Below are 21,970 nucleotides of genomic sequence, written 5' to 3' on the forward strand. Positions count from 1 at the left end.
TTCGAGACCTTCTACACCAAGAACATCCTTCTGAATGAAGGTCTGCGTGCCTGGATGGCACCGGCTGACCAGCCGCACGAAAACTTCGTCTTCCCTGAAGAGGTTCTGCCCCGTGGTAACGCTCTCTAATCCCGGTCTTGGCGCCACTGGCGGCAAAGACCTTCCATCCACCGGGTATGCCTGGTGGTCTGGCAACGCCCGCCTGATCAACCTGTCCGGCCGTCTGCTTGGTGCCCATGTGGCCCACGCTGGTCTGATGGTGTTCTGGGCCGGCGCAATGATGCTGTTCGAGGTGAGCCACTTCACCTTCGACAAGCCCATGTATGAGCAGGGCTTCATCTGCATGCCCCACGTTGCCACCCTTGGCTATGGCGTGGGCCCCGGCGGTGAGGTCACTGATCTCTTCCCGTTCTTCGTGGTCGGTGTTCTGCACCTGATCAGTTCCGCTGTGCTCGGCCTCGGCGGCCTGTATCACGCCCTGCGTGGCCCTGAGATATTGGAGAACTATTCCTCCTTCTTCTCTCAGGACTGGCGTGACAAAAACCAGATGACCAACATCATTGGTTATCACCTCATCCTTCTGGGCGTCGGCTGCCTGCTGCTGGTCTTCAAGGCCATGTTCTTCGGCGGCGTTTACGACACCTGGGCACCCGGCGGCGGTGACGTCCGCATGATCACCAACCCGACCCTCGATCCGGGTGTGATCTTCGGCTACCTGTTCCGCGCTCCCTTCGGTGGAGAGGGTTGGATCATCGGTGTGAACTCCATGGAGGACATTATCGGTGGCCACATCTGGCTGGGTCTGACTCTGATCTTCGGTGGCATCTGGCACGCCATCACCAAGCCCTTCGGCTGGGTGCGTCGCGCCTTCATCTGGAACGGTGAGGCCTACCTGAGCTACAGCCTTGGCGCTCTGAGCTTCATGAGCTTCATCGCTTCGGCATACATCTGGTTTAACAACACCGCTTATCCCTCCGAGTTCTGGGGCCCCACCAACGCTGAGGCATCCCAGGCTCAAAGCTTCACCTTCCTGGTGCGTGACCAGCGCCTGGGCGCCAACATCGGTTCCGCCATGGGCCCCACCGGCCTTGGCAAATACCTGATGCGCTCACCCACAGGTGAAATCATCTTCGGTGGTGAAACCATGCGCTTCTGGGACTTCCGTGGTCCCTGGCTGGAGCCCCTGCGTGGGCCCAACGGTCTCAGCCTCGACAAGCTGCAGAACGATATTCAGCCCTGGCAAGTGCGCCGTGCGGCTGAGTACATGACCCACGCTCCCAACGCCTCGATCAACTCCGTGGGCGGCATCATCACCGAGCCCAACTCGGTGAACTACGTGAACCTTCGCCAGTGGCTGGGTGCAACGCAGTTCGTGCTTGCCTTCTTCTTCCTAGTTGGTCACCTCTGGCACGCCGGCCGCGCTCGCGCTGCTGCTGCTGGCTTCGAGAAAGGCATCGACCGCAAGGCTGAGCCTGTGCTCGGCATGCCCGACCTCGACTGATCCACCGGTTCAATCCAAGCGATCGTCATCTACCCCCGCCATACGGCGGGGGTTTTTTATTGGGATGGGAGAGGCGATTTCTTAGCCTGTCCGAATCGATGGATCGTCCGTGAACACAGGTCTGAACACCCGGGTGATCCACCACGGCGACAGTTTTGCGGGAGACACCGGCACGGTGATGCCGCCGATCTTCCCCACCAGCACCTTTGCCCATGGCAACGCTGGCGGATTCGACTACACCCGCTCCGGCAACCCCAACTTCCGCATCCTTGATGGGGTGCTCGCCTCGGTTGAAGGCTCCGACCACGCCACCGTGTTTGCCTCCGGCGTCAGCGCCATCACCGCTGTGGTCTCCCAACTGAAACAGGGCGATCTGGTGCTCTGCGAAGAGAACCTCTACGGCTGCACCGTGCGTCTGTTCGAGCAGGTGTTCGCCAAATTCGGATTGAAAACCGCTTGGGTGGACTTCACCCAGCCGGCTGCACTGGAGCAGATCCAAGCCCAGAAGCCAGCGATGGTGTGGCTGGAGAGCCCCACCAACCCACTGCTTAAGGTGATTGACCTGGAGGCGGTCTGCGCCATCACCCAAGCCCTCGGCATCCCCGTGGTGGTCGACAACACCTTCGCCACCGCCCTGGTGCAGCGCCCCCTGGATCTGGGCGCCACCCTCTCGCTCACCAGCACCACCAAGTACATCAACGGCCACTCCGATGCCCTCGGTGGAGCCGTGTGCACCAACGATCCCGAGTGGCACAAGAAGATGGTGTTCTCCCAGAAGGCCCTGGGACTGCAGCCCTCACCCTTTGATTGCTGGCTGATCACGCGAGGCATCAAGACCCTGCCGCTGCGTCTCAAGCAGCAGATGGCCAATGCCGCGGCCCTGGCCGATCAACTGGCGGGGCACGCCAAAGTGAACTGGGTGCGTTATCCCCACCGCAGTGATCACCCGCAGCATCAGGTGGCGACCCGTCAGATGCGCGCCGGTGGAGCGATCGTGACGGTGAGCTTCAACGCCAGCCAGGAGCAGACCTATGCCCTCTGCAAACAATTGCGCTGGTTCACCATGGCCGAAAGCCTGGGTGGCATCGAAAGCCTGATCTGCCACCCCGCCACCATGACCCACGCCGCGGTGTCAGCCGAGGTAAAAGCCAAGCTGGGCATTGACGACGGCCTGGTGCGCTTCTCGGTGGGCTGCGAAGACCTCGCCGATCTGCAGGCCGATCTGGACCAGGCCCTGGAGCTGCTGGCGTGAGTCCCCGCAATCTGCTCAGCGATCCGGCCTGGCAGGGCTCTGATCTCGGCCGTCCCCTGCCCGACTCCCCCCATGCGGTGTCTGTGGCGCTGCCGCGCTGGCGCGATGTGATCGCCTACGAGGAAAAGGATCCGGCCTGCCGCGATGCCCTGCAGACGGTCTATCCCCGCTTCGGCCAGCATCCGCTAATCCGAGAACTGGTTCAGCCATCAGAGCTTGCAAACACCACTGTCTGGCCCTATCCCACCGAAGCCGCTGCCCTGGCGGCCCTGGCCCACTGCCAACGCAAGGCACCGGAGAGCGGCTCGGAGTTGATCGCCATTGCAGGCGTGTCCTGCCTGCGCAGCGATGCAGCGGCCAGCCCTCATGCCAAAGCGTTCTGGCAGCACACCGGCCTGGGGCTCTCCTCCCGCCAGGCAGCCATCGCCTTGGGGAAAGAGGCGGCCCCCAGCAGTGAATCCGGCGAAGCGGCCCGCGGGGTTATTCGAGAGCGCCTGGCTGGCATCCATGGCGTCGACGCCCAACAGATCAGCCTGCATCCGGCGGGAATGGCCGGCCTGCATGCAGCGCTCAGCGCCATCCAAACGCTGCGGCCGAGTCGTCCCACGCTGCAGCTGGGCTTTCCCTACGTGGATGTGCTGAAGCAGCCGCGCGTGGTGTTTCACGGTGGCGCGCTATTGCAACCGCAGACCCTCACTGAGGTGGAAGCGGCGCTGGATCGGCTCCAGCCGGCGGCGGTGATCGTGGAGCTGCCGAGCAATCCGCTGCTGCGCTGCATGGACCTACCAGGCGTGTCGGCCTTGGCCCGCAACCGCGGCATTCCGGTGATTGCCGATGACACGATCGGCACTGGAATCAACCTTAATGCCCTGCCCTATGCCGATCTGATCTTCACCTCTCTCACCAAGAGCTTCGCGGGCCGCGGTGATGTGATGGCCGGCAGTGTTCTGGTGAGTCCGCAGTCGCCCTGGGCGTCCTCCCTGCTGAAGGCGGTTCCCAGCATCACCCCGCTTAGCGATGCCGATGCCATCGCCCTGGAGATTGCCAGCCGGGATGTGCTCCAGCGGGTGCCACAACTCGATGCCAACGCTCTGGTACTGGCGGAACGGCTCGAGGCCCACCCAGACGTGCAACGGGTGCTGCATCCGAAAAGCTGCCCCAACTTCCGCGCTTTGATGCGAAGAGGAGCTGGCCATGGCTGCCTGCTCTCCTTTGAACTGAAGGGAGTCCAAGAGCAGTCCAAGCGGGTTTACGACGCGCTTCGGATCAGCAAAGGGCCCAGCCTTGGCACCGATTTCAGCCTAGTTTGCCCTTACACCCAGCTCGCCCACTACGACGAACTGAGCTGGGCAGAACAGTGCGGCGTGCCGGCTCATCTGCTGCGAGTTTCGGTGGGTCTGGAAGACCCCGACGCGCTGTGGATGCGGTTTAAGCAAGCGTTTGCTGACTGAGAGACCGGTAAGACTCTGAAAAAGCCCTTAACAACCGGATGAGCAGAGGCTTTTGATCATTAGTTTGTTTACTTCGGGCCCCTCTACATCAGCTCCATGTCCCGCATTTACGACGACAACAGTCAGGCCATCGGCAACACCCCGCTGGTCAAGCTGAACAACGTCACCAAAAACTGCAAGGCCACCGTGCTGGCCAAGGTTGAGGGGCGCAACCCCGCTTACAGCGTCAAGTGCCGGATCGGCGCCAACATGATCTGGGACGCTGAAAAAAGCGGAAAGCTCACCAAGGGCAAGGTGATTGTTGAGCCCACCTCCGGCAACACCGGCATCGCTCTGGCCTTCACCGCCGCTGCCCGCGGTTACAAGCTGATCCTGACGATGCCCGAGTCGATGTCGATCGAGCGGCGTCGGGTGATGGCCGTGCTCGGGGCTGAACTGATCCTCACCGAAGCAGCCAAGGGCATGCCCGGTGCGATTGCCAAGGCCAAGGAAATCGCTGAAAGCGATCCGGCCAAATATTTCATGCCCGGCCAATTCGACAATCCCGCCAACCCCGAAATCCACTTCAAGACCACCGGTCCTGAAATCTGGAACGACTGCGATGGCGCCATTGATGTGCTGGTGGCCGGCGTCGGCACCGGTGGCACCATCACCGGCGTCTCCCGCTACATCAAAAATGAAGCGGGCAAGGCGATCGAAGCCGTGGCCGTTGAACCGACCAACAGCCCGGTGATCACCCAGACCATGAACGGTGAGGCCGTCAAACCCGGTCCCCACAAGATTCAGGGCATCGGTGCCGGCTTCATCCCCAAAAACCTCGACCTCTCCGTGGTCGACAAGGTGGAGCAGGTGACCAACGAGGAATCCGTCGCGATGGCTCTGCGCCTGGCCCAGGAGGAAGGACTGTTGGTGGGCATCTCTTGCGGTGCCGCCGCCGCTGCCGCCATTCGTCTGGCAGAAAAAGAAGAGTACGCCGGTAAAACCATCGTGGTGGTGCTGCCTGACCTGGCTGAGCGTTACCTCTCCTCAGTGATGTTCGCCGAGGTGCCGACCGGCATCATCGAACAACCCGTCACAGCCTGATCGTTTCCAGCAGTCAGATCTGGAGCCCCGTCCTTGACGGGGCTTTTTTATGGAATCACCGTTCAGGTCTCAACGTGCCGGTGGGCGGGCCTGGGGCTGAACCGCCGCTGCATCAATCCACATGGCATCGCCATAGGAGAAAAAGCGGTAGCTCCTCTCGATCGCTTCGGTATAGAGCTTCAGCAGAGTTTCCCGGCCGATCAGGGCACTCACCAACAGCAGCAGGGAGCTTTTGGGCAGATGAAAGTTGGTGAGCAGGGCTTGAATCACCTTGAACTGATAACCCGGCTGAATCACCAGATCCACCGGCCCCGTGTAGGGTTTCAGGACACCGCCATGAGCCTGAGCGGCTCCCTCCAGAGCTCGAACACAGGTGGTACCCACCGCAATCACACGGCCTTGGCAAGCCTGCACCGCCTTCACCACAGCGGGGCTAACATCAACCCATTCACTGTGCAACTCCAAGGCGGTGAGGTCTTCAGTTTCAACGGGGCGAAAGGTACCGAGGCCCACATGCAGGGTAATCCGGGCCAGCTCCACCCCTTTCTGATGCAACCCCGCCAGTAGTTCATCGCTGAAGTGCAACCCCGCAGTCGGGGCAGCGACCGCACCGGGGCGATCGGCGTAGCGGGTCTGATAACGCTGGCTGTCGCTGGGATCGTGCCGTTCGATATAGGGCGGTAAAGGAACTTCGCCCACGTCATTCAGCAGGCCCTCAATGGTTTCGGCATCCCTGCAATCACCGGGAAACTGCACCACCCGTCCACAACTGGCGGGATCTTCCGCGAGCACCTTCAAACTTATCGAGGTGCCATCAATCGTGAGGTTGTCGCCGGGCCTCATGCGCTTGGCAGGGCGGGCCAGACACAGCCAGCGGCCCTCCCCCCGTGGCTCCAGCACCAGCAACTCGGACAACCCTCCCCCGGAACGACGCACCGCCAGACGGGCCTTCAGCACTCGGGTGTCGTTCACCACCAGCAGATCACCGGGCTGCAACTGCTCCAGCAGATCCCACACTTGGCCGTGAGCTGCTTCCGGTGATGGCTCCCCCTGGGGCGGAACCATCAACAACCGAGCGCTGTGCCGGGGCTCGACCGGTGCCTGGGCGATGCGGTCGGACGGCAGCGGGTAGTCGTAGCTGCTGAGTTGTAGGTCCCTGGGGTCAGGCACGCGGGCGACCGATCAGAGCGCCAGGCTTTCAGGACGGCTCTCGATCAGGGCGGCGAGATCCTTCAGGAATGCTGCGCCGTCTGCGCCGTAAATCACCCGGTGATCCGCCGTCAGGTTGACCTGCATCTGACGCTTGACGGCGATGGACCCGTCCTTGTTCGCCACCACTGTTGGGCGTGATGCGGCGACGGCAAGGATGGCCCCAGTGCCTGGGGGAAGGATCGCATCGAAGCGATCAACACCGAACATCCCGAGGTTGGAGAGGGTGAAGGTGCCCGTGGAATACTCCTCCGGCTGCAGCTGCTTGCTGCGGGAGCGCTTAACCAGATCACCCCACTGACGCGACATCTCATAGAGATCGGTGCGGTCGGCATTGCGCAGCACCGGCGTGATCAAGCCACCGTCTTCCATCGCCACCGCGACAGCCACGTTCACATCGGCCGGGTAGGCCATGCCAGCGGGTGTGGTGGCGGCATTCACCTGGGGGTGACGCGCCAGGGTGACGGCCACAGCCTTGGCAAGCAGCGCCGTCATCGTGACGCCCTTGGGCTTCACCTGTTTGTAGAAGGCATCCAGCTTGTCGGTGGTGATGGTGTAGCCGACGCGGAAGCAAGGCACCGCCATGCTCGCTTCCATGTTTTTATTCACCGCACCTTGCAAGGTGTTGAAGGCCACGGTCTCGCCGGGCCGCCCGAAGCTGTTGCCAGCCGGAGCGGCTGGGGCCGCTGTTGCTGGTGCGCCTGCCGCAGAAGCTGCGGGGGCTGTTCCTTCCGCCACCCGGGGCACGGAGATGGGCTGCCCAGAGGCTTGCTCAACGTCCTCCGCCTGAATCCGGCCATGGGGGCCACTGCCGCGCACCGTGGCCAGATCCACTCCCATCTGGGAGGCAAGCTTTTTGGCCCGAGGGCTCGCCACGATGCGGCCGTTGTTCACCACCGCTGCCGAAGTCGCCAGGACGGCGACAGGAGCCGGCGCAGGGGTCGGGGCTGGGGCCTGGACTGCAGCTGGCGTCGGAGCGGGAGCCGGTGCAGGGGCTGACGCCGCAGCAGGAGCGCTGGGGGCCTTGGCCTGCGCGTCAGCGATCTCAGCTTCGGTTTCGACAATCAGACCGATGGTTTCACCCACCGGTGCCGTGCTGCCAGCGGGCATCAAGACCGCAGCGAGGTAGCCGTCCTGGAATGACTCAACGTCCATGTCCGCCTTGTCGGACTCAACGACAAGAACCGACTCCCCCCGAGCCACCTTGTCGCCGGGCTGTTTCAGCCACTCGACGATCTTCCCCTCCGTCATGGTGGAGCTGAGGGCAGGCATGAAGATGTCTGTGGTCGCCAAAACCGTCTCCGGGAGGGCAGATCAGGGGAGTTTACGAGTCAGCAGAGGCAAGCCGATCAGGCTTCCTCAATCGACTGCACAACGCCATCTTTCACAACGATGGCCACCTGCATCTTCTGCACCAGGTTGTCGCCGACCTTCAGCTCACAGCTGCTCTCGAGCTGACCCTGCTCAACTATCTGGTCCATTTCCAGCTCACGCACCTGGGCCTGCTGCTGAAGCAGGTTGCGCTTCTGCTCCTCCAGCTCGGCACGCTTGGCCGCCACCTGCTGTTGGATCTGCGCCACCTGATCCTGAACCCTGGGATCAAGGGGATTAGCGCTCTGACGACGCACCTGGTCGACCACGTCCTGACCTTCCTGTTCCAACTGAGCTAGCTGTTGGTCAGCGGTGGCAATGCCATTGCTGAGTTCGCGCTCTGCTTCCTCTTTCCAAGTGGGTGTCACCACGGCGCGGACGGTGATCGGACGCTTGATCGTCAGGGAAGTGCCGTCGGACATGGATTCTTGGGAGACGTCCAAAGCGTGTCAGCCCTTTTAAGTGGGGTCAATCACCGGGAAACCGACCGCTCCCCGAGCCTCTTCAGCAGCGCCGCGTTCAACGTCCGTAAAGGGCATCGATCAAGTGGTGATCGCGGCTGGTGATGCGATCACGGCGCTGCTTCAAGGTCTGGGTCAGGAGTCCGTTCTCAATGCTGAAGGGATCCACGAGCACCACCCCGGCCAGCCGTTCATCCCCACGGGAACCAGACCGCTGCTTGAGCAAGTGGTTGCATTCGCGCATCAACAAGCGCAGCAGGGCCGGATCACCGGGTTGGCCGCCCAGGTCTTGCGCCACGTTGACCCCGGCTTCAGCCGCCCAGGCCACGATCGCCTCCTCCCGGGGAACGATCAGACCACCGAGCTGGCGTTCGTCCTGGCCCACCAGCATCACCTGCTCGATCAGGGGGCTGGCCACCAGGGCTTCCTCTAGTGGGCCGGGCTCGATGTTCTCGCCACTGCTCAGCACAATCGTGTCTTTGGCCCGGCCGGTGAGGGCCACGGAACCATCCGGCAGGAGCATGCCGAGATCGCCAGTGTCAAACCATCCCGCGGCATCGAGAACCTTGGCGCTGGCCTCGGGTTTGCCGAGGTAGCCCGCCATCACTTGCGGCCCCCGCACCATCACCCGCCCCCGTTGCCGGAAGCCCAGGGGCTGGCCGTTGTCGGGGTCGACGATCCGGAATTCGGTCTGGGGCATCGGCAGGCCAGAGCTGCCGCGGATGTTGCGCCAGGGCCTTCGGCAGCTCACCACAGGGCTGGTTTCCGTGAGGCCATAGCCCACCAGCAGTTCAATCCCCACAGCTTCAAAAAAGGCATCGATGTGAGGCGCGATGGCACCACCACCGCTGATGGGATAGGCGAGCTGACCACCACTGAGCTGTCGCCGCAGCTTCGGCCAGATCAAGGTCGATGCCAGGGCATGCAGGGGCCAGCGCAGGGAAGCGGAGCCACAAGCACGCAGCCGGCCGGAGGCTGACACCGGTTCCAGCAGGAGGTTGCGCGCCGTTCGCACGGCTTTGCGCTGGGCAGCACTGTTGGCCAAAGCCGCCCGCAGCAGGCGCTGCCGGGACGGAGGGAAGGTCTTGAGAACATCCTCAAATCCAGCCTGAACCGCCTCCCACAGCCGCGGCACGGTGGCCATCGCGATAGGCCGGACCCGCGGCAGATCCTTCTTCAGTTGCTTGATAGTTGTGTAGGTCTGCGTGCAGCCGCAGGAGAGGAAGTAGTAGCTGGCACTGCGCTCGTAGGCATGCCAGATCGGCAGCACACTGAGAACCGGAGCACCGGGCTCGGGATAGGCGACACAGGCCAGCGAGCTCATTTGATGAAGCAGGTTGGCGTGGGTCAACGGGACCCCTTTGGGTTGCCCGGTTGTGCCCGAGGTGTACAGAACAGTGGCCACGGCGTCTCGCCCCCCTGCCGGGTGAACGGGATCAAGCCCAGCAGCTGACGCCAGAAACGCCTCCCAGCCGATGCTGCCCTCGGCAGGCTCTCCTTCCAGCTGAAGCACAAAGAGCAGCTGAGCCCGTTGGTCTGGGGAGAGGGCCAGACGATGCCATACCTCAGCGTTCTGCACCACGAGGGCCGTCGCCTGGCAGTCCATGAGGATGTAGCGAAGCTCCTCCAGAGGGGCAGAGGCTCCGCGCACGGCATCAGCGGCACCTGCACGCATCAGCCCCTGATCCGCCACGAGCCAGCGGGGGCTGTTCTCGGCAAACAGAGCCACTACATCGCCGTCCTTCACGCCATGGCGCCGAAAGGCGGCGGCAGCTGTAGCGATCCGCTCAGCCAGTTCGCCGAAATTGAAGCGTTCGGGATGCGCCGCATGGGGCGCATCGACCGCGGCAATCAGCCCGTAGCGGTCGGCGAGCCAGGGCCACACCGCGTCAACCCTCGACAACCTCTGAACATGGGCATGACGCTGCAAAGCGTCAGTTTCGCGGGTTATCGGGCTCCAGCTGGCCGTCATCCGAGGCAGGGGTTGAAACAGCTCAGGTCTATCTCGCTTCCTCCTCCCAGACCAGACCGAAACGATGGGCCAGGGCTTGCCGCAACAGCGGCTGCACCTCAGCCGACGTCAGTCCTGGTAACCAGTCGGCAAGCCGCCCGACCGCGCGACCGGCGAGACCACAGGGGGTGACCTGCTCAAACCCCTGCATCGAACAATCAACGTTCAGCGCCAGGCCGTGTTGGGTGATCCAGCGGCGACAGCCCACACCGATAGCGGCAACCTTGCGGTTGTCCAACCAGAGGCCGGTCAACCCCGGCAGACGCTGACCCTCCAAGCCCAACTCCGCCAAAACATCCAGCACGACTTGTTCCAGCTGGCGCAAATACCAGTGCAAATCGGGATTTCGGCGCCGAAGGTCCAACACCGGATAGGCCACCAGTTGGCCGGGCAGGTGATGGGTCACCTCCCCGCCACGATCAATCCGGTACAGGGGTGCTGGTGGGTCGAGGGGATCGAAATGCAGGTGCTCCTCGCTGGCACCGCGGCCGAGGGTGTAGCAAGTCTTGTGCTGCAGGATCCAAACCGCCTCCGGCGCCGATGGATCAGCCAGAAGACTGCTCTGCCAGCGCTGTTGCGCCGACCAGGCCGCATCGAATCGAACCGGATGACCGGGCTCGAAAAGAAATGCACGCTGGGGGTGGGCCGAATCGTGCGCCGTATCTAGCTTGCCGATAACTACCGGCACAGGAGCGAAGCATGAAGTTGCTGATCCATGGTCGCAACCTCGAGATCACGCCGGCGTTGCGGGACTACACCCAAACCAAATTTGAGCGGGCGACGGCGCACTTCGGTGATGCCGTTCGCGAGGCAGACGTCCATCTCTCAGTGGCCCGCAATCCCCGTGTGCCGCAGCAGACCGCTGAAGTGACGGTCTTTGCCAACGGCACGGTGATCCGCGCCCAAGAACGCAGTGAAAACCTTTACTCCAGCATCGATCTGGCCGCCGGGAAACTGGCCCGCCAACTGCGCCGCTGGAAGGAACGCCACAGCGATCACCACCACAGCCACGGCCACAGCGCCAGCCACACCCCCAGCACAGATGTGGTCAACGATGCATCACCCGTTGAAGCCTCCCTTCTTCAAGGGCGTGAGGCGGAACTGCCCAATCCGGGTGTACGACGCAAATATTTCTCCATGCCGCCCATGGGCCTGGATGAGGCGCGCCGTCAACTGGATCTGATCGACCACGACTTCTACCTGTTCCGGGAGAAGGAGAGCAATCAACTGCAGGTGATCTACCGACGCAACCACGGGGGGTATGGCGTGATTCAGTCTCGTGACTGACCTCCCAGCCCGCCATGGCTGATCCAGCCCAAGAGCTCCCCGAACTGCCTCCCCGGCTTGATCAGGCGATCCTCGACCCCCTGCTGACCCGGGACCAGCTGCAATCCCTCTGCGATTCCGGGATTCAGGAGGGCGTGCGGGCCATCTGCACTACACCGCGTCAGTTGCCGCTGCTGCGGAAACGCATCGGGACCACCGACGCCGGCCCCCTCTTGGTGGCGGCCATCGGCTTTCCCTTCGGGGCAATTCCCGCTGAACTCAAGCTGGCCGAAGCGGAGTGGTGTGCCGCCCATGGCGCCCAGGAGCTCGATGTGGTGCCTGATTTCAGCGCCTTGGCCAATGGCGATTCAGGCACTTTTGCCGAGGAACTCGCCGCTCTATGCGAACTGGGGCTTCCCATTCGGGCCATCCTGGACATGGCACGACTGGAAAGCGAACAACTGGAGCTGGCCGTGGAGGCCGCCATCGATGCTGGTGCTGCGGGACTGCAGACCGGAAACGGCTTCGGTCCGGCATGTCATGCCGATCAGATCCGCCAGTTGAAACAGCTGATCCGCAACCGCTGCGCCATCAAGGCGGCCGGGGGCATCCATAGCCTCAGCGATGCGGGGGAGCTTTTGTTAGCGGGGGCCGATCTGCTGGGCACCAGCAGCGCGCCGGCTCTGCTGCAGGCCCAGCGCCGCCCCGCGGTCTGAATGGCAGAACGACGACTCACCGGACTCGCCCTCAAGGTGGGCCCCCTCGGCGAGCACGACCGCCTGCTGAGCCTGCTCAGTGATGCGGAGGGCGTCAGTCGCTTCGCTGTTCCTGGGGCACGCCGTCCCAAGAGCAGTCTGGCCGCCGCGGCCCCTCTCACCCTGCTGGAACTGCAGGTGGGAGGACGCAGTGGCCTAGCCCGGGTGCGACAACTGCGGGTGCTGCGCAGTTTTTCAGGCCTCGGACAACAGCTGGAAACCCTGGCTGCGGCGCAGGCCCTGTGTGATTTGTGCCTTCAACTGGCGGCCCAGGACCCCGTGGAGGGGCTGCTTGCCACGATGCAGCTGCATCTGGAACGCCTGGAGGAGCACCGAGCCGACCCGGAGCTGGTGCTGGCCTGCACGGTCCAGGCCTGCATCCATCTGCTCACTCTGGGCGGTTATGGACTGCCGTTGCAGACGTGCTGCATCACGGGCGATCGCCTGGACCCACCGCTGGGGCAGTGGGATTGGCGCTGCAGCCTGCTGCCGCAGGACGGGTTTGCGATCGATGAGCAGCCTGGGGCGGCGATCCAGCTGAATCCCTCCGAAATGGCCCTACTCCAGCGACTGACCAGGGCCGAACTACCCCGTCGCCGGGATGGGGAGCTGATGGGCCCCCCAGCCGTATGGCGCCGACTGCTTCGGTTGGTCGAGATTTGGAGCCGGACGCATCTGAACCGACCCAGCAAAGCCCTGGCCATGCTTCGAGAGACGCTGCTGGCAGGCGCGTGAGCCATCATGGCCGCGATGCAATTGCCCCTTGAGCGGACCCAGCCTCACCACCCCTGAACCCGCTCTGCCCACCGGCAGCAATCCGGAGGGGAAGCGCGGCTTGGAAGCCGTGCTTCGCCTCAACGACTTCCGAAAACTCTGGCTCGGCCAGATTTTTTCCCAACTAGCAGACAAGTTTTACATCGTGCTGATGGTCTTCCTGATCGATCAGCACCTGCTGCTGAAGGGGCAGGGAAGTGGCGTGCTGGCGGAAATGGCGTCCGGTTACGGCCTTGACATCAGCACACGCACCCAGGTGATCACCCTGCTGGCCACAGGCATCTTTGTGGCGAACACTATCCCGGCCATGCTGCTGGGGACGGTGGCTGGGGTCTGGGCTGACCGCTGGCCCAAGCGTCGGGTGATGGTGGCCAGCAATGCCGTACGAGCCCTGCTGGTGGTGTTCGCACCGCTCTGTCTTCTGCCAGGGCCCGTCTGGCTTGGTCTCCCCTGGGGCTACTGGGGGCTCGTGGGCATGACCTTCCTGGAGTCGATCCTGACGCAGTTTTTTGCCCCCTCGGAACAGGCCACAATTCCTGTGGTGGTGCCGGGAGAACACCTGTTGGCAGCCAACTCCCTCTACCAAGCCACCAGCATGGGGGCCACGATCCTGGGCTTCGCCCTGGGGGAACCGATTCTTCGCGCCCTGCACAGCAGCCTGGAGATCCTCGGCATCGATGGCGGCGAGTTTCTGCTGCTACCGCTCTGCTACGGCCTCGCGGCCCTCAGCCTGTCGCGCCTGAAGCTGCAGGAAGCCCCAAAGCCCGCCTCCAACACATCGGTGTGGGCGGAGATCGGCGAAGGGTTGCAGGTTCTGCGCCGGGTGCCGTCGGTGCGCGGCGCCATGATTCACCTGGTGCTGCTCTACAGCCTGTTGGCGGCGCTCTACGTGTTGGCGCTCCAGCTGGCGGCCCTGATCGACAACCTGGGGGCATCAGGCTTTGGTGCCCTGCTCGCGATGAGTGGTCTGGGCATGGCGATCGGAGCCGTGGTGATCGCTCAGCTGGGCCATCGGTTCAGCCGCCGCCGACTAACTGCAGCAGGCCTTGGAACCATCACCTGGACCTTGGTGCTGCTCAGCCAACTGCGGGGATCTCTGCCCTTCACCCTGAGCCTCTGCGGCATCCTCGGCATTGGAGCAGCTCTGGTAGCGATACCAGCGCAGACCACGATTCAAGAAGAAACCCCCGAAACCGAGCGCGGCAGGGTGTTCGGGCTTCAGAACAACTTGATCAACATCGCCTTGAGTCTGCCGCTGGTGCTGGCGGGCACCTTGGTGAGCAGCATTGGTCTTCAACCAGTGCTGTGGCTGCTGGCGGGGTTGGCACTGGTGGCGGCCCTGATCGAGCGACCGTGGCAACGCTGCTAACTTGCCCTTCCGCCTGAGGAGGCCCAACCCGTTTGGCGCAGATTGCGTGGCTCGGCAAGAAGTCTCCCTTCTGCGGGAATGTGTCCTACGGGATCAGCACCACGGAAGCCCTGCGAAAGCGCGGGCATCAGGTGCACTTCATCCATTTCGATAATCCGCGCAGCCCAGAGCGCGACAACACATCTCTGCTGGCTAACGACCCGGACGTCAGCCTGCCTTATCTGGTCAAATCGCAGGTTTATACGATCCCTTCCCCAGGGGCGCAGCGGGAGCTGAGGGAATCCCTGGAGCGGCTGCAGCCCGACTTGGTGCACGCCAGCCTCACCCTTTCGCCCCTAGATTTCCGCCTGCCGGAGCTCTGCCAGCAATTGGGCGTGCCCCTGGTCGCCACCTTTCATCCTCCCTTCGATGCAGGCCTGCGCAACCTGACGGCGGGCACCCAACAGCTCACCTACCAGCTGTACGCACCGGCCCTGGCTCGTTATGAGCGGGTGATCGTTTTTTCACAGCTTCAAGCGGATTTTCTCGAGCGCCTCGGCGTTCCACCCGATCGTCTGACGGTGATTCCCAATGGTGTGGACACCGACCGCTGGTGCCCCACTAGCCCCGGCACCCTTTCGCTAATGCATCAACAGGTTCGGCAGCGGCTGGGCCGAGAACGGATCGTGCTTTACATGGGGCGCCTGGCAACGGAGAAGAACGTTGAAGCTCTGCTGCGGGCCTGGCGTCTGGTCTCACCGGATGGCTGTCGGCTGGTGATCGTCGGCGACGGCCCGCTGCGCAACAGCCTGATGAACCAGTTCAACGACGATCGAATCCTCTGGTGGGGCCACGAGCCAGACTTGGACACCCGGGTTGCCCTGCTCCAGTGCGCTGAGGTCTTCATCTTGCCAAGCCTTGTAGAGGGCCTGTCACTGGCCTTACTGGAGGCGATGGCCACCGGAACAGCATGCGTGGCCACCGATGCCGGTGCCGATGGCGAGGTGCTGGAGCAAGGGGCGGGAATCGTTCTGAGCACCCAGGGCGTCACCACCCAGTTGCGCACCCTGCTACCGGTGCTCAGGGACCAGCCGGTGCTAACGGCTGAACTGGGCCGCAAAGCCCGACTCCGCGCCTTAGAGCGCTACACGATTTCAAGCAACATCGACGCCCTCGAACAGCTCTATGCCGACCTGGTGCAAGCCAGCACGGTCGCCGCCTGAGCCAGCCAATCAGCGCCAGTCCAATCCAGGAGTCCAGCCCAAAATTGCCGGAGTGACCGCAGCATATTGGCTGTAATTAGGATGCAGCGCCCGTAACCCCTGCTCCTCAAAGCGGGCTTTGCCCCGCAGCACAACCGCGAGGCTGACCAACAGCAACAGATGAAGCAGGCTGCCTGTGGCCAGCACCACTCCTGCGGAACACAGCAACACAGCCCGATACAACGGATGCCGGCAGATGGCATATGTGCCTGTGGCGATCAACTGGTTCGACGGCTTGGGCGCCGGCAGCGGAGAAAGGCTGGCCCCAAGGCAGCGAAACGCCTCAATGGACCGAAACAGGCCAAAAGCCAACAGCAGCAAGCCCAGCCCAAACAAGGGCTTGGGCCAGATCGTCACACCGAAGCTGGCCGGAGCAGGCCAGACCGGCAGCAGATGGGCCGCGATCAGCAGGAGTTGGGCCAGCAGCCACCACTCACCCCGGCGGTTGTCCAACCAGCCGCCCCAACTGAAGCCCCAATCGGAGAACATTCACTCGCTCACCACCAATGTTCGGACGTTACGGTGCTGCACAAGACCGGCCAGAGTCTGCATGTCGTCCCAGCAAATCAAGCCGACACGGCCGAGCGTGCCGCTGTTGGCATTGCGGTTGGCACTGGGGTCGAGATGAATGCCCAGGTGGCCTCGGCCCGTAGGGAACTGCGGTTCAATTCCGATCCAGATCGGCCCGAGCTCCCGCGGATCGGAGGGACCCAAGGGCTCCATCGGCCCGAGGCGATAGCGACCGGCGGAGAGCGGCGCGCGGGTGCCAGAACGATTGCGATCTGCGTTCTGACGGTGAGCCCGACTACTCACAGCATCGAAGCGCTGCACGGGCTGACCTGGGGTTTCCAGACGCAGGCTCCAGATGGGATCGCCCGTACGTACTAGCGATCGAGTGGTGCGGTTCAGCACCAAGACCGACTCATTGGCTGGGATGGAGGTGGATAGCGACGTGGTTAGCACCGTGGATGCGGAGGCCAGATCCATCTCGGCCGCAGAACAGGGCACTACCAACAGCGCCAGCAGCTTCAACTCGAGACAAGACCGAACGACCACAGCAGTCAGGCAAACAGGCCGGAACCCTATGGGCGGTTTTTATTCGCTAAGGAAATAAAAGCCAGCACTCTCATTGTCCCGCTCTGAGACCCAACTCGAGAAAGGCCCAGAGTTCGTTCTCGGCTCACTGCAATGCTTCAGCCTGCTTGGTTGGATCCAGGGCACAGCTGTCATCCAGCAGGCGCTGAAGGCGCGGGCTGATAGCAACCACCAGGGGATTCACCAGCATCCGCCGACCGATGCCCAACTCCTCGAGCGAGATCGCCAGGGCTTGCCTGGCCTGGCGGCGCGAAAGACGCCACTTCTCCACCTGGCAGTCGCTGCTGGCCTTGGCCATGGCGGCATAGCCGCGAATTCGGCGGACCAGCACCACCACCGCAACCCGCCGCTGAACCTCAAGTACCAAGGAAGCCTATTCAGCAACAACAGCGATGGGTGCTGCCATGGGCAGACCCAGCAGCAGAGCAGCAAAGGAGCGATGGAGGCGCATCAAGATCTCCTGGAGGCCCACTTAGTCAAGCCTGGGAAAACGCTGGGCGATGCTGCTGCCGGTGTACTGCGCCACCCATCCCTCGGGGTTGTTGAACCAACGCACGGCACAAAACCGGGGATGAGAGCCCATGTCAAACCAATGACGGGTCCCGGCAGGGACCCGCATCAGGTCGCCCCGTTCGCACAGCACGCTGAGCACCTCGGCACCGATGTGCAGCACAAACAAACCGTACCCTTCCACAAAAAAGCGCACTTCGTCTTCGGCGTGGGTGTGCTCCTCAAGGAACTTGCGGCGCAGGAGCTCACGATCAGGATGCTCTGGCGTCATCCGAATCGCATCGACCGTTGCGTAACCGCCATCGCCTTGAACCAGGGCAATAGCATCGGCATAGGCCTGAAGGATGGCGGACTGATCGGCCCCCTCTGGCAGGCCCTGCTCAGCTGGCCATTGCTCAAAGCCGATGCCTCGGCGGCTGAGCTCCGCCTGAATCTCCGCTGGATCATGGCTCTCCAGCTCGGGCACTTGCTCATCCGGAGCATGGGCTGCGGTTTCGTCTGGAAAGATGCTGAGACAACTCATCGTCTGGACCCCAGGCGCATCGACTGCTGACCATCATCGATCCCACCACGACTGGGGGTCTCACGCTGGTGGGAGTCGGCCCCGGTGATCCTTCTCTGCTTACCCTGGCCGCCGTTGAAGCCATCCGCAAAGCGGAGGTGGTCGCTTACCCGGTGGTCCGTCCGGGGAGCGACAGCATGGCCGCCAAAATCGCCGCCGCCTGGATCCGCAGCGACCATCATCGCCTGCCGTTGTTGTTCCCGATGGTGGAAGCCGCCGAACCGCGTCGCTCCGCCTGGGGGGCAGCAGCACAGGAGCTGCAGCAGGCTGTCCGTTCCGGCCAACAGGTGGCGCTGCTCTGCGAAGGAGATGCGTCTCTGTTTGCGAGCTGCAGCTATGCGCTGCTGGCCCTTCGTCGGGCATGGCCCAACTGTCCCATCAGCGTGATTCCTGGCATCACCTCCTGCTCGGCAGCCGCGGCTGCCGGCCTCTGGCCCCTCGCTCTTCAGCAGGACCAACTGCTGCTGCGCCCCTGCCCCGACACCCCCGAGGAGCTGGAGCAGGTGCTGGACACCGCCGCGGCGACGGGGCAAGTTCTTGCCCTGCTGAAGCTGGGCCGGCGCTGGAGTTGGGTGCAACCCCTGCTGAAGCAGCGTGGTCTGCTGCAGCAAGCGCTGTTTGCCGAACGGGTCGGCTGGCCAAACCAGCAGATCTGCTGCGCGGATGCCCTCGCGGCCGAACCCCGCCCCTACTTCTCGCTGCTGCTGATCCGTCAGGGATGGCCGGAGGTGTTGCCCTAGGCCAGCTCTCGGCTGCGTTCTGCAGCAGCGACAACCGCTTCGATCAAGGCGGAGCGCAGACCAATGCGTTCCAGCGCGCGGACGCCGGCAATCGTGGTGCCCCCTGGCGAGGTGACCATGTCCTTGAGCTGGGCAGGGTGCAAATCGCGACGGTCCAGCAGCTCAGCCGTTCCAGCCAGGGTGCGATGGCTCAGCCGCAAGGCCAGGTCTCTGGGAAGACCGGCTGCAACAGCACCATCAGCCATGGCTTCCGCCACCAGGGCCACAAAGGCAGGGCCCGATGAGGTGAGGGCCAGGAAGGCATCGAGCTTGACTTCCGCCAGCTCCAGCACCTCGCCCACATCGGCGAACAGCTGCCGCACCTGGTCACGTTGCCCTTCGTCGATCCCTTCCCCCCAGGCCAGAGCTGTCAAACCTGCTCCCACCAGCGCAGGGGTGTTGGGCACCGCCCGCACACAGCGATGACCGGGAAACAAATGCTGCAAACGCGCCAGAGACACCCCCGCCAACACGGAGATCAGCAGCGGTTGACCCACAACATGTGCCGCAGCTGCTGCAACAGCATCCAGTTGCTGCGGCTTCACCGCAAGCAGCTGAACCGGGGCCGTCCAGACCTGCTGAGCGAAAGGATCATCAGCGGCAACCAAACCGATGCCCGCCGGCAAGGCCCTACTCCGTTGCTCGAGCGAGCCAGATCCTCCAACGACTGCCAACAGCCGATCGGCAGGAATGCGTCCACGCTCCAAAAGAGGCACCACAAGAGCCTGAGCCATACGACCCAGGCCGATCACACCGAAAGCGGGCTGCACGGGGCGCTTCAGAGTGCAGCTGCCCCCCAGGCAGGCGAGGGGGCGCTGGCGGATTCGTCAATATCCGCCACATCGGCCTCACGGCTCACGACCGTTGGAGCTGAGGCTTCGTCTTGACCGGTGTTGGTTACTGTGACGCAGCTGGGGGCGAACAGGAAGATGCTTTCGCCGACGCGCTCCTGGTGTCCATCGATCGCGAAGGTGCCACCAGCAACGAAATCAACAGCACGCTGCGCCTGATCGGGCTCCATCATCGTGAGGTTGAGGATGACGGTCTTGCGTTCCCGCAGAGCCTGAATGGCCCTAGGCATTTCATCAAAGCTGCGGGGCTCCATCACATTCACCTCGGACGCAGCATTGCTGATGCCGGGCATGCCGATCACGTTGGATCCAGGCAGATCACCACCGAGATCAAACGGGTTGGAGTCACCAATGGTTGCTAACGCACCACCATCAGCCTGCAGGGCGCGCTGATCCTGGTCGTCTTGCTCGTCGTCGTAAGCGAAATCATCCAATTCGCCATCGAGATAGTCATCGCCAGCGACGACGGCACGGAGACGGGAGATCAGCGACACCTTGGGATTCCTCTCGGTCTGAATGAGGTTCGAAAACCATGTCCCTGGATACCGTTTTCGCTGCGGCGGGGCAAGTCAATTCGCAGCGTCTGATGACACCAATCTCGGGCCGAACAGTGCCGAACCGATCCTGAGCCAGGTACTGCCCGCTGCAGCCGCCTCTTTCCAATCCGTGCTCATCCCCATCGAGCACTCCGCCAAAGCAAGCTGATCGGCCAAGGCACGGCAGTCGGAAAACAAGTGCTTGCGCTGCTCCACGGCCATGTCGAGCGGCGCCATGGTCATCAGACCCGAGACCCGTAAACCCGGCAGAGCCTGAAGGTCTGACCAAATGGTGCTTAGTTCATCGGCCGACAGCCCCCCCTTGCTGGGATCGGGGCGCAGTTTCACCTGCAGCAGAACGTCAGGCTGACGGGCCTCCTCCACAGCGATGCGCGACACCCGTTCAGCCAGCGACAGGGAATCCACCGAGTGAATGACATCAAAAGCCTTCACTACCGGCCGCACTTTGTTGCTCTGCAAGCGACCGATGAAATGCCAGCGCAAGTTCAGATCGATCAGCTCCTCTTGCTTCGGCAGAGCCTCCTGAACGCGGCTTTCCCCGAAATCAAACTGCCCAAGTTCAGCCACGCATCGCACAGCGGCTGCTGGGTGCCCTTTGCTGACAGCCAGGAGCCTGGCGGAGGAAGGACGGTCGAGATTGAGCGCCTGCCACCGCGCAGCGAGTGAATCGGTCAAGGGTTCAGATGAACGTCTGATCGAACAGCTGAGTCCAGGAGTCCAGATCCTCTAACCCATTCCGCCGGCAGCGGCCCAGGTGCACCTCAGCGTGGTGACGCGCGTCTCCGTAGGGAATCACCTCGAATTGGGCGCCACGGGGCTGGAGCGTCACCAGGAAGAACATGCGCTGGGCATACAGCGTGGCGTACACGTCACGGCCTTCTCCAGCCGGAGCCACCCTGTAGAGCATCCCGAAGGTGGGGTGATTCAGATATCGCTCGGACGCCATGCCCTAATCGATTGTCACAGAGCACCGTACTGACCCCGAAGCCCGATCACCAACACCAGAGCGATTATCGCCAGGCCATTCAGCAGGGGAGCAGGACGATCGGGAGGCATACGGAAGTACGAAGGACCAAGAATTCGACCACCACGGGCGACTAGAGCATCGGCTCCCTGCTCAGCTCTGAGAAGGATGTTGGCGAGCAGCCGCTCTCCGACGGCCAGCACCAAACCGAAACCGGCCTTGAACCCCAACTGGCGCAGGTTGACGGCACGGCTGGCGAGGGAACGGAGCAGATTCTGGAGCTCCTCCTGAACCAGAGGCAGGAAACGAAGCGCCAGCAGCAGTTGAAACCCCAGCCGTTCCACCGGACACCCCAACCACTTCAACGGAGCCAGGTACCAACTGAGGGCCCAGACCAGATCCTCTGGAGGGGTCGTGATCAGCATCAAATTGACGCTGTGAATCACGGTGAAGATCAAGGTCGACGTTCGCAGCCCCAGCACCGCCGAGGCTCGATCCACCACCAGAGGGCCCAGCTGGAGACCACCCAACTGCAGGGGGCCGAGACGCAGAAGGTCCCAGGCGGGACCTTCCGTCTCGAGCCCCGGAAGCTCGGCCGGATTGCGCAGAGGGAAGGCCGCAGGGGGATCCACAGCAGGCAACAACATCGACAACAGGCCCACCACAAGTGCCAAGGCCGTCAACAACAGAACAGACCGCCACCACAGCGAGCGGGCCAGACCACTGCCGAGGGTGATCAGCACCAGAGCCACCACCAGACCAACGCGCCAAAAAGGTCCTGCCAGTACAGGCGTGAGTAGAAACACAAGGGACCAGGCCAGCTTCAGCCGAGGGTCCAAGCGCCGAAGCCAACCGGTGGAGCCATCGACGTATTGGCCTATGGGGACCTGGCGCAACCAGTCCATGGC

General features: G+C 63.0%; 24 protein-coding genes and 1 pseudogene. 11 read left to right on the top strand and 14 right to left on the bottom strand.

Annotated features, from left to right (window positions below):
* From FZX09_RS07500 to cysK, 5 genes and pseudogenes are all read left to right on the top strand, one after another.
* Positions 1-129 (top strand): annotated as a pseudogene (locus FZX09_RS07500) (photosystem II D2 protein (photosystem q(a) protein)); the annotation flags it as partial.
* Positions 113-1,501 carry a photosystem II reaction center protein CP43 gene (psbC, locus tag FZX09_RS07505; RefSeq protein WP_011364942.1) on the top strand — a complete coding sequence of 463 codons (1,389 nt, stop codon included), beginning with the start codon at positions 113-115 and terminating at the stop codon, positions 1,499-1,501. The pseudogene FZX09_RS07500 and the gene psbC, both read left to right, overlap by 17 nt.
* A gap of 109 nt (positions 1,502-1,610) precedes the next feature.
* Positions 1,611-2,753, top strand: coding sequence for a PLP-dependent aspartate aminotransferase family protein (locus tag FZX09_RS07510; RefSeq protein ID WP_226401690.1), 1,143 nt, complete (start codon positions 1,611-1,613; stop codon positions 2,751-2,753).
* Positions 2,750-4,204 carry a PLP-dependent transferase gene (locus tag FZX09_RS07515; RefSeq protein WP_226401691.1) on the top strand — a complete coding sequence of 485 codons (1,455 nt, stop codon included), beginning with the start codon at positions 2,750-2,752 and terminating at the stop codon, positions 4,202-4,204. The genes FZX09_RS07510 and FZX09_RS07515 overlap by 4 nt, the downstream gene beginning before the upstream one ends.
* Positions 4,205-4,300: 96 nt before the next feature.
* The gene (gene cysK, locus FZX09_RS07520) at positions 4,301-5,287 is read left to right on the top strand and encodes a cysteine synthase A (RefSeq protein WP_226401692.1); all 987 of its coding nucleotides are present in this window, start codon (positions 4,301-4,303) and stop codon (positions 5,285-5,287) included.
* 69 nt (positions 5,288-5,356) lie between these two features.
* Here cysK and queA read toward each other — a convergent pair whose 3' ends face one another.
* From queA to lipB, 5 genes are all read right to left on the bottom strand, one after another.
* Positions 5,357-6,457 (bottom strand): tRNA preQ1(34) S-adenosylmethionine ribosyltransferase-isomerase QueA, encoded by a 1,101-nt coding sequence (gene queA, locus FZX09_RS07525; protein WP_226401693.1) that lies wholly within the window; start codon positions 6,455-6,457, stop codon positions 5,357-5,359.
* Between the two features lie 12 nt (positions 6,458-6,469).
* Positions 6,470-7,789, bottom strand: a complete 1,320-nt coding sequence (locus FZX09_RS07530; RefSeq protein ID WP_226401695.1) for a dihydrolipoamide acetyltransferase family protein — start codon at positions 7,787-7,789, stop codon at positions 6,470-6,472.
* 56 nt (positions 7,790-7,845) lie between these two features.
* Positions 7,846-8,289, bottom strand: a complete 444-nt coding sequence (locus FZX09_RS07535) for a YlqD family protein (protein ID WP_114989554.1) — start codon at positions 8,287-8,289, stop codon at positions 7,846-7,848.
* A 97-nt stretch (positions 8,290-8,386) separates the two neighbouring features.
* A complete protein-coding gene (locus FZX09_RS07540) occupies positions 8,387-10,300 on the bottom strand; it encodes an AMP-binding protein (RefSeq protein ID WP_226401697.1) in 1,914 nt (637 codons plus the stop codon).
* 28 nt (positions 10,301-10,328) lie between these two features.
* Positions 10,329-11,027, bottom strand: a complete 699-nt coding sequence (lipB, locus tag FZX09_RS07545; protein ID WP_226401699.1) for a lipoyl(octanoyl) transferase LipB — start codon at positions 11,025-11,027, stop codon at positions 10,329-10,331.
* Between the two features lie 11 nt (positions 11,028-11,038).
* On the opposite strand from lipB, the gene hpf reads away from it, so the two are divergent.
* Genes hpf through FZX09_RS07570 form a run of 5 tightly spaced genes read left to right on the top strand, consistent with a single transcriptional unit; the run spans position 11,039 to position 15,705 of the window.
* Positions 11,039-11,626, top strand: coding sequence for a ribosome hibernation-promoting factor, HPF/YfiA family (hpf, locus tag FZX09_RS07550; protein ID WP_226401701.1), 588 nt, complete (start codon positions 11,039-11,041; stop codon positions 11,624-11,626).
* Positions 11,627-11,640: 14 nt separating this feature from the next.
* On the top strand, positions 11,641-12,321 hold the full coding sequence (locus tag FZX09_RS07555) for a 2-deoxyribose-5-phosphate aldolase (protein WP_226401703.1): 681 nt from the start codon (positions 11,641-11,643) through the stop codon (positions 12,319-12,321).
* Complete coding sequence (recO, locus tag FZX09_RS07560) at positions 12,322-13,095, top strand: DNA repair protein RecO (protein ID WP_226401705.1); 774 nt, start codon at positions 12,322-12,324, stop codon at positions 13,093-13,095.
* 28 nt (positions 13,096-13,123) lie between these two features.
* The gene (locus tag FZX09_RS07565) at positions 13,124-14,503 is read left to right on the top strand and encodes an MFS transporter (protein ID WP_226401707.1); all 1,380 of its coding nucleotides are present in this window, start codon (positions 13,124-13,126) and stop codon (positions 14,501-14,503) included.
* Between the two features lie 32 nt (positions 14,504-14,535).
* Positions 14,536-15,705 carry a glycosyltransferase family 4 protein gene (locus tag FZX09_RS07570; RefSeq protein WP_226401709.1) on the top strand — a complete coding sequence of 390 codons (1,170 nt, stop codon included), beginning with the start codon at positions 14,536-14,538 and terminating at the stop codon, positions 15,703-15,705.
* A gap of 9 nt (positions 15,706-15,714) precedes the next feature.
* Here FZX09_RS07570 and FZX09_RS07575 read toward each other — a convergent pair whose 3' ends face one another.
* The 4 genes from FZX09_RS07575 to FZX09_RS07590 all read right to left on the bottom strand — a co-directional run bounded on the left by FZX09_RS07575 (position 15,715) and on the right by FZX09_RS07590 (position 17,872).
* On the bottom strand, positions 15,715-16,233 hold the full coding sequence (locus FZX09_RS07575) for an isoprenylcysteine carboxylmethyltransferase family protein (protein WP_226401711.1): 519 nt from the start codon (positions 16,231-16,233) through the stop codon (positions 15,715-15,717).
* Complete coding sequence (locus tag FZX09_RS07580; RefSeq protein WP_226401713.1) at positions 16,234-16,800, bottom strand: hypothetical protein; 567 nt, start codon at positions 16,798-16,800, stop codon at positions 16,234-16,236. It abuts the gene before it with no gap.
* A gap of 124 nt (positions 16,801-16,924) precedes the next feature.
* Positions 16,925-17,206, bottom strand: coding sequence for a hypothetical protein (locus FZX09_RS07585; protein WP_226401715.1), 282 nt, complete (start codon positions 17,204-17,206; stop codon positions 16,925-16,927).
* A gap of 105 nt (positions 17,207-17,311) precedes the next feature.
* On the bottom strand, positions 17,312-17,872 hold the full coding sequence (locus FZX09_RS07590; protein WP_226401717.1) for an acireductone dioxygenase: 561 nt from the start codon (positions 17,870-17,872) through the stop codon (positions 17,312-17,314).
* 68 nt (positions 17,873-17,940) lie between these two features.
* On the opposite strand from FZX09_RS07590, the gene cobI reads away from it, so the two are divergent.
* Complete coding sequence (gene cobI, locus FZX09_RS07595; RefSeq protein ID WP_226401719.1) at positions 17,941-18,651, top strand: precorrin-2 C(20)-methyltransferase; 711 nt, start codon at positions 17,941-17,943, stop codon at positions 18,649-18,651.
* Here the strand turns inward: cobI and proC are convergent.
* From proC to FZX09_RS07620, 5 genes are all read right to left on the bottom strand, one after another.
* Positions 18,648-19,424 carry a pyrroline-5-carboxylate reductase gene (gene proC / locus FZX09_RS07600; RefSeq protein WP_370624216.1) on the bottom strand — a complete coding sequence of 259 codons (777 nt, stop codon included), beginning with the start codon at positions 19,422-19,424 and terminating at the stop codon, positions 18,648-18,650. The genes cobI and proC overlap by 4 nt on opposite strands.
* A 44-nt stretch (positions 19,425-19,468) precedes the next feature.
* Positions 19,469-20,035 (bottom strand): cell division protein SepF, encoded by a 567-nt coding sequence (locus tag FZX09_RS07605; RefSeq protein WP_226401723.1) that lies wholly within the window; start codon positions 20,033-20,035, stop codon positions 19,469-19,471.
* Positions 20,036-20,110: 75 nt separating this feature from the next.
* Positions 20,111-20,773, bottom strand: coding sequence for a YggS family pyridoxal phosphate-dependent enzyme (locus tag FZX09_RS07610; protein ID WP_226401725.1), 663 nt, complete (start codon positions 20,771-20,773; stop codon positions 20,111-20,113).
* A 4-nt stretch (positions 20,774-20,777) separates the two neighbouring features.
* The gene (locus tag FZX09_RS07615) at positions 20,778-21,044 is read right to left on the bottom strand and encodes a PipX family protein (protein ID WP_226401727.1); all 267 of its coding nucleotides are present in this window, start codon (positions 21,042-21,044) and stop codon (positions 20,778-20,780) included.
* A gap of 14 nt (positions 21,045-21,058) precedes the next feature.
* On the bottom strand, positions 21,059-21,967 hold the full coding sequence (locus FZX09_RS07620) for an energy-coupling factor transporter transmembrane protein EcfT (RefSeq protein WP_226401729.1): 909 nt from the start codon (positions 21,965-21,967) through the stop codon (positions 21,059-21,061).
* Between the last annotated feature and the right edge of the window lie 3 nt (positions 21,968-21,970).

The organism is Synechococcus sp. MU1643, from assembly GCF_020514095.1.
GTDB lineage: Bacteria > Cyanobacteriota > Cyanobacteriia > PCC-6307 > Cyanobiaceae > Parasynechococcus.

Excerpts from the sequence above, each read along its gene's own strand:
- FZX09_RS07615 (WP_226401727.1), bottom strand. The coding sequence starts at position 21,044 with ATGGCGTCCGAGCGATATCTGAATCACCCCACCTTCGGGATGCTCTAC.
- FZX09_RS07555 (WP_226401703.1), top strand. The coding sequence starts at position 11,641 with ATGGCTGATCCAGCCCAAGAGCTCCCCGAACTGCCTCCCCGGCTTGAT.
- FZX09_RS07535 (WP_114989554.1), bottom strand. The coding sequence starts at position 8,289 with ATGTCCGACGGCACTTCCCTGACGATCAAGCGTCCGATCACCGTCCGC.
- hpf (WP_226401701.1), top strand. The coding sequence starts at position 11,039 with ATGAAGTTGCTGATCCATGGTCGCAACCTCGAGATCACGCCGGCGTTG.
- FZX09_RS07575 (WP_226401711.1), bottom strand. The coding sequence starts at position 16,233 with ATGTTCTCCGATTGGGGCTTCAGTTGGGGCGGCTGGTTGGACAACCGC.
- FZX09_RS07590 (WP_226401717.1), bottom strand. The coding sequence starts at position 17,872 with ATGAGTTGTCTCAGCATCTTTCCAGACGAAACCGCAGCCCATGCTCCG.
- FZX09_RS07540 (WP_226401697.1), bottom strand. The coding sequence starts at position 10,300 with ATGACGGCCAGCTGGAGCCCGATAACCCGCGAAACTGACGCTTTGCAG.
- recO (WP_226401705.1), top strand. The coding sequence starts at position 12,322 with ATGGCAGAACGACGACTCACCGGACTCGCCCTCAAGGTGGGCCCCCTC.
- cysK (WP_226401692.1), top strand. The coding sequence starts at position 4,301 with ATGTCCCGCATTTACGACGACAACAGTCAGGCCATCGGCAACACCCCG.
- FZX09_RS07620 (WP_226401729.1), bottom strand. The coding sequence starts at position 21,967 with ATGGACTGGTTGCGCCAGGTCCCCATAGGCCAATACGTCGATGGCTCC.
- proC (WP_370624216.1), bottom strand. The coding sequence starts at position 19,424 with ATGGCTCAGGCTCTTGTGGTGCCTCTTTTGGAGCGTGGACGCATTCCT.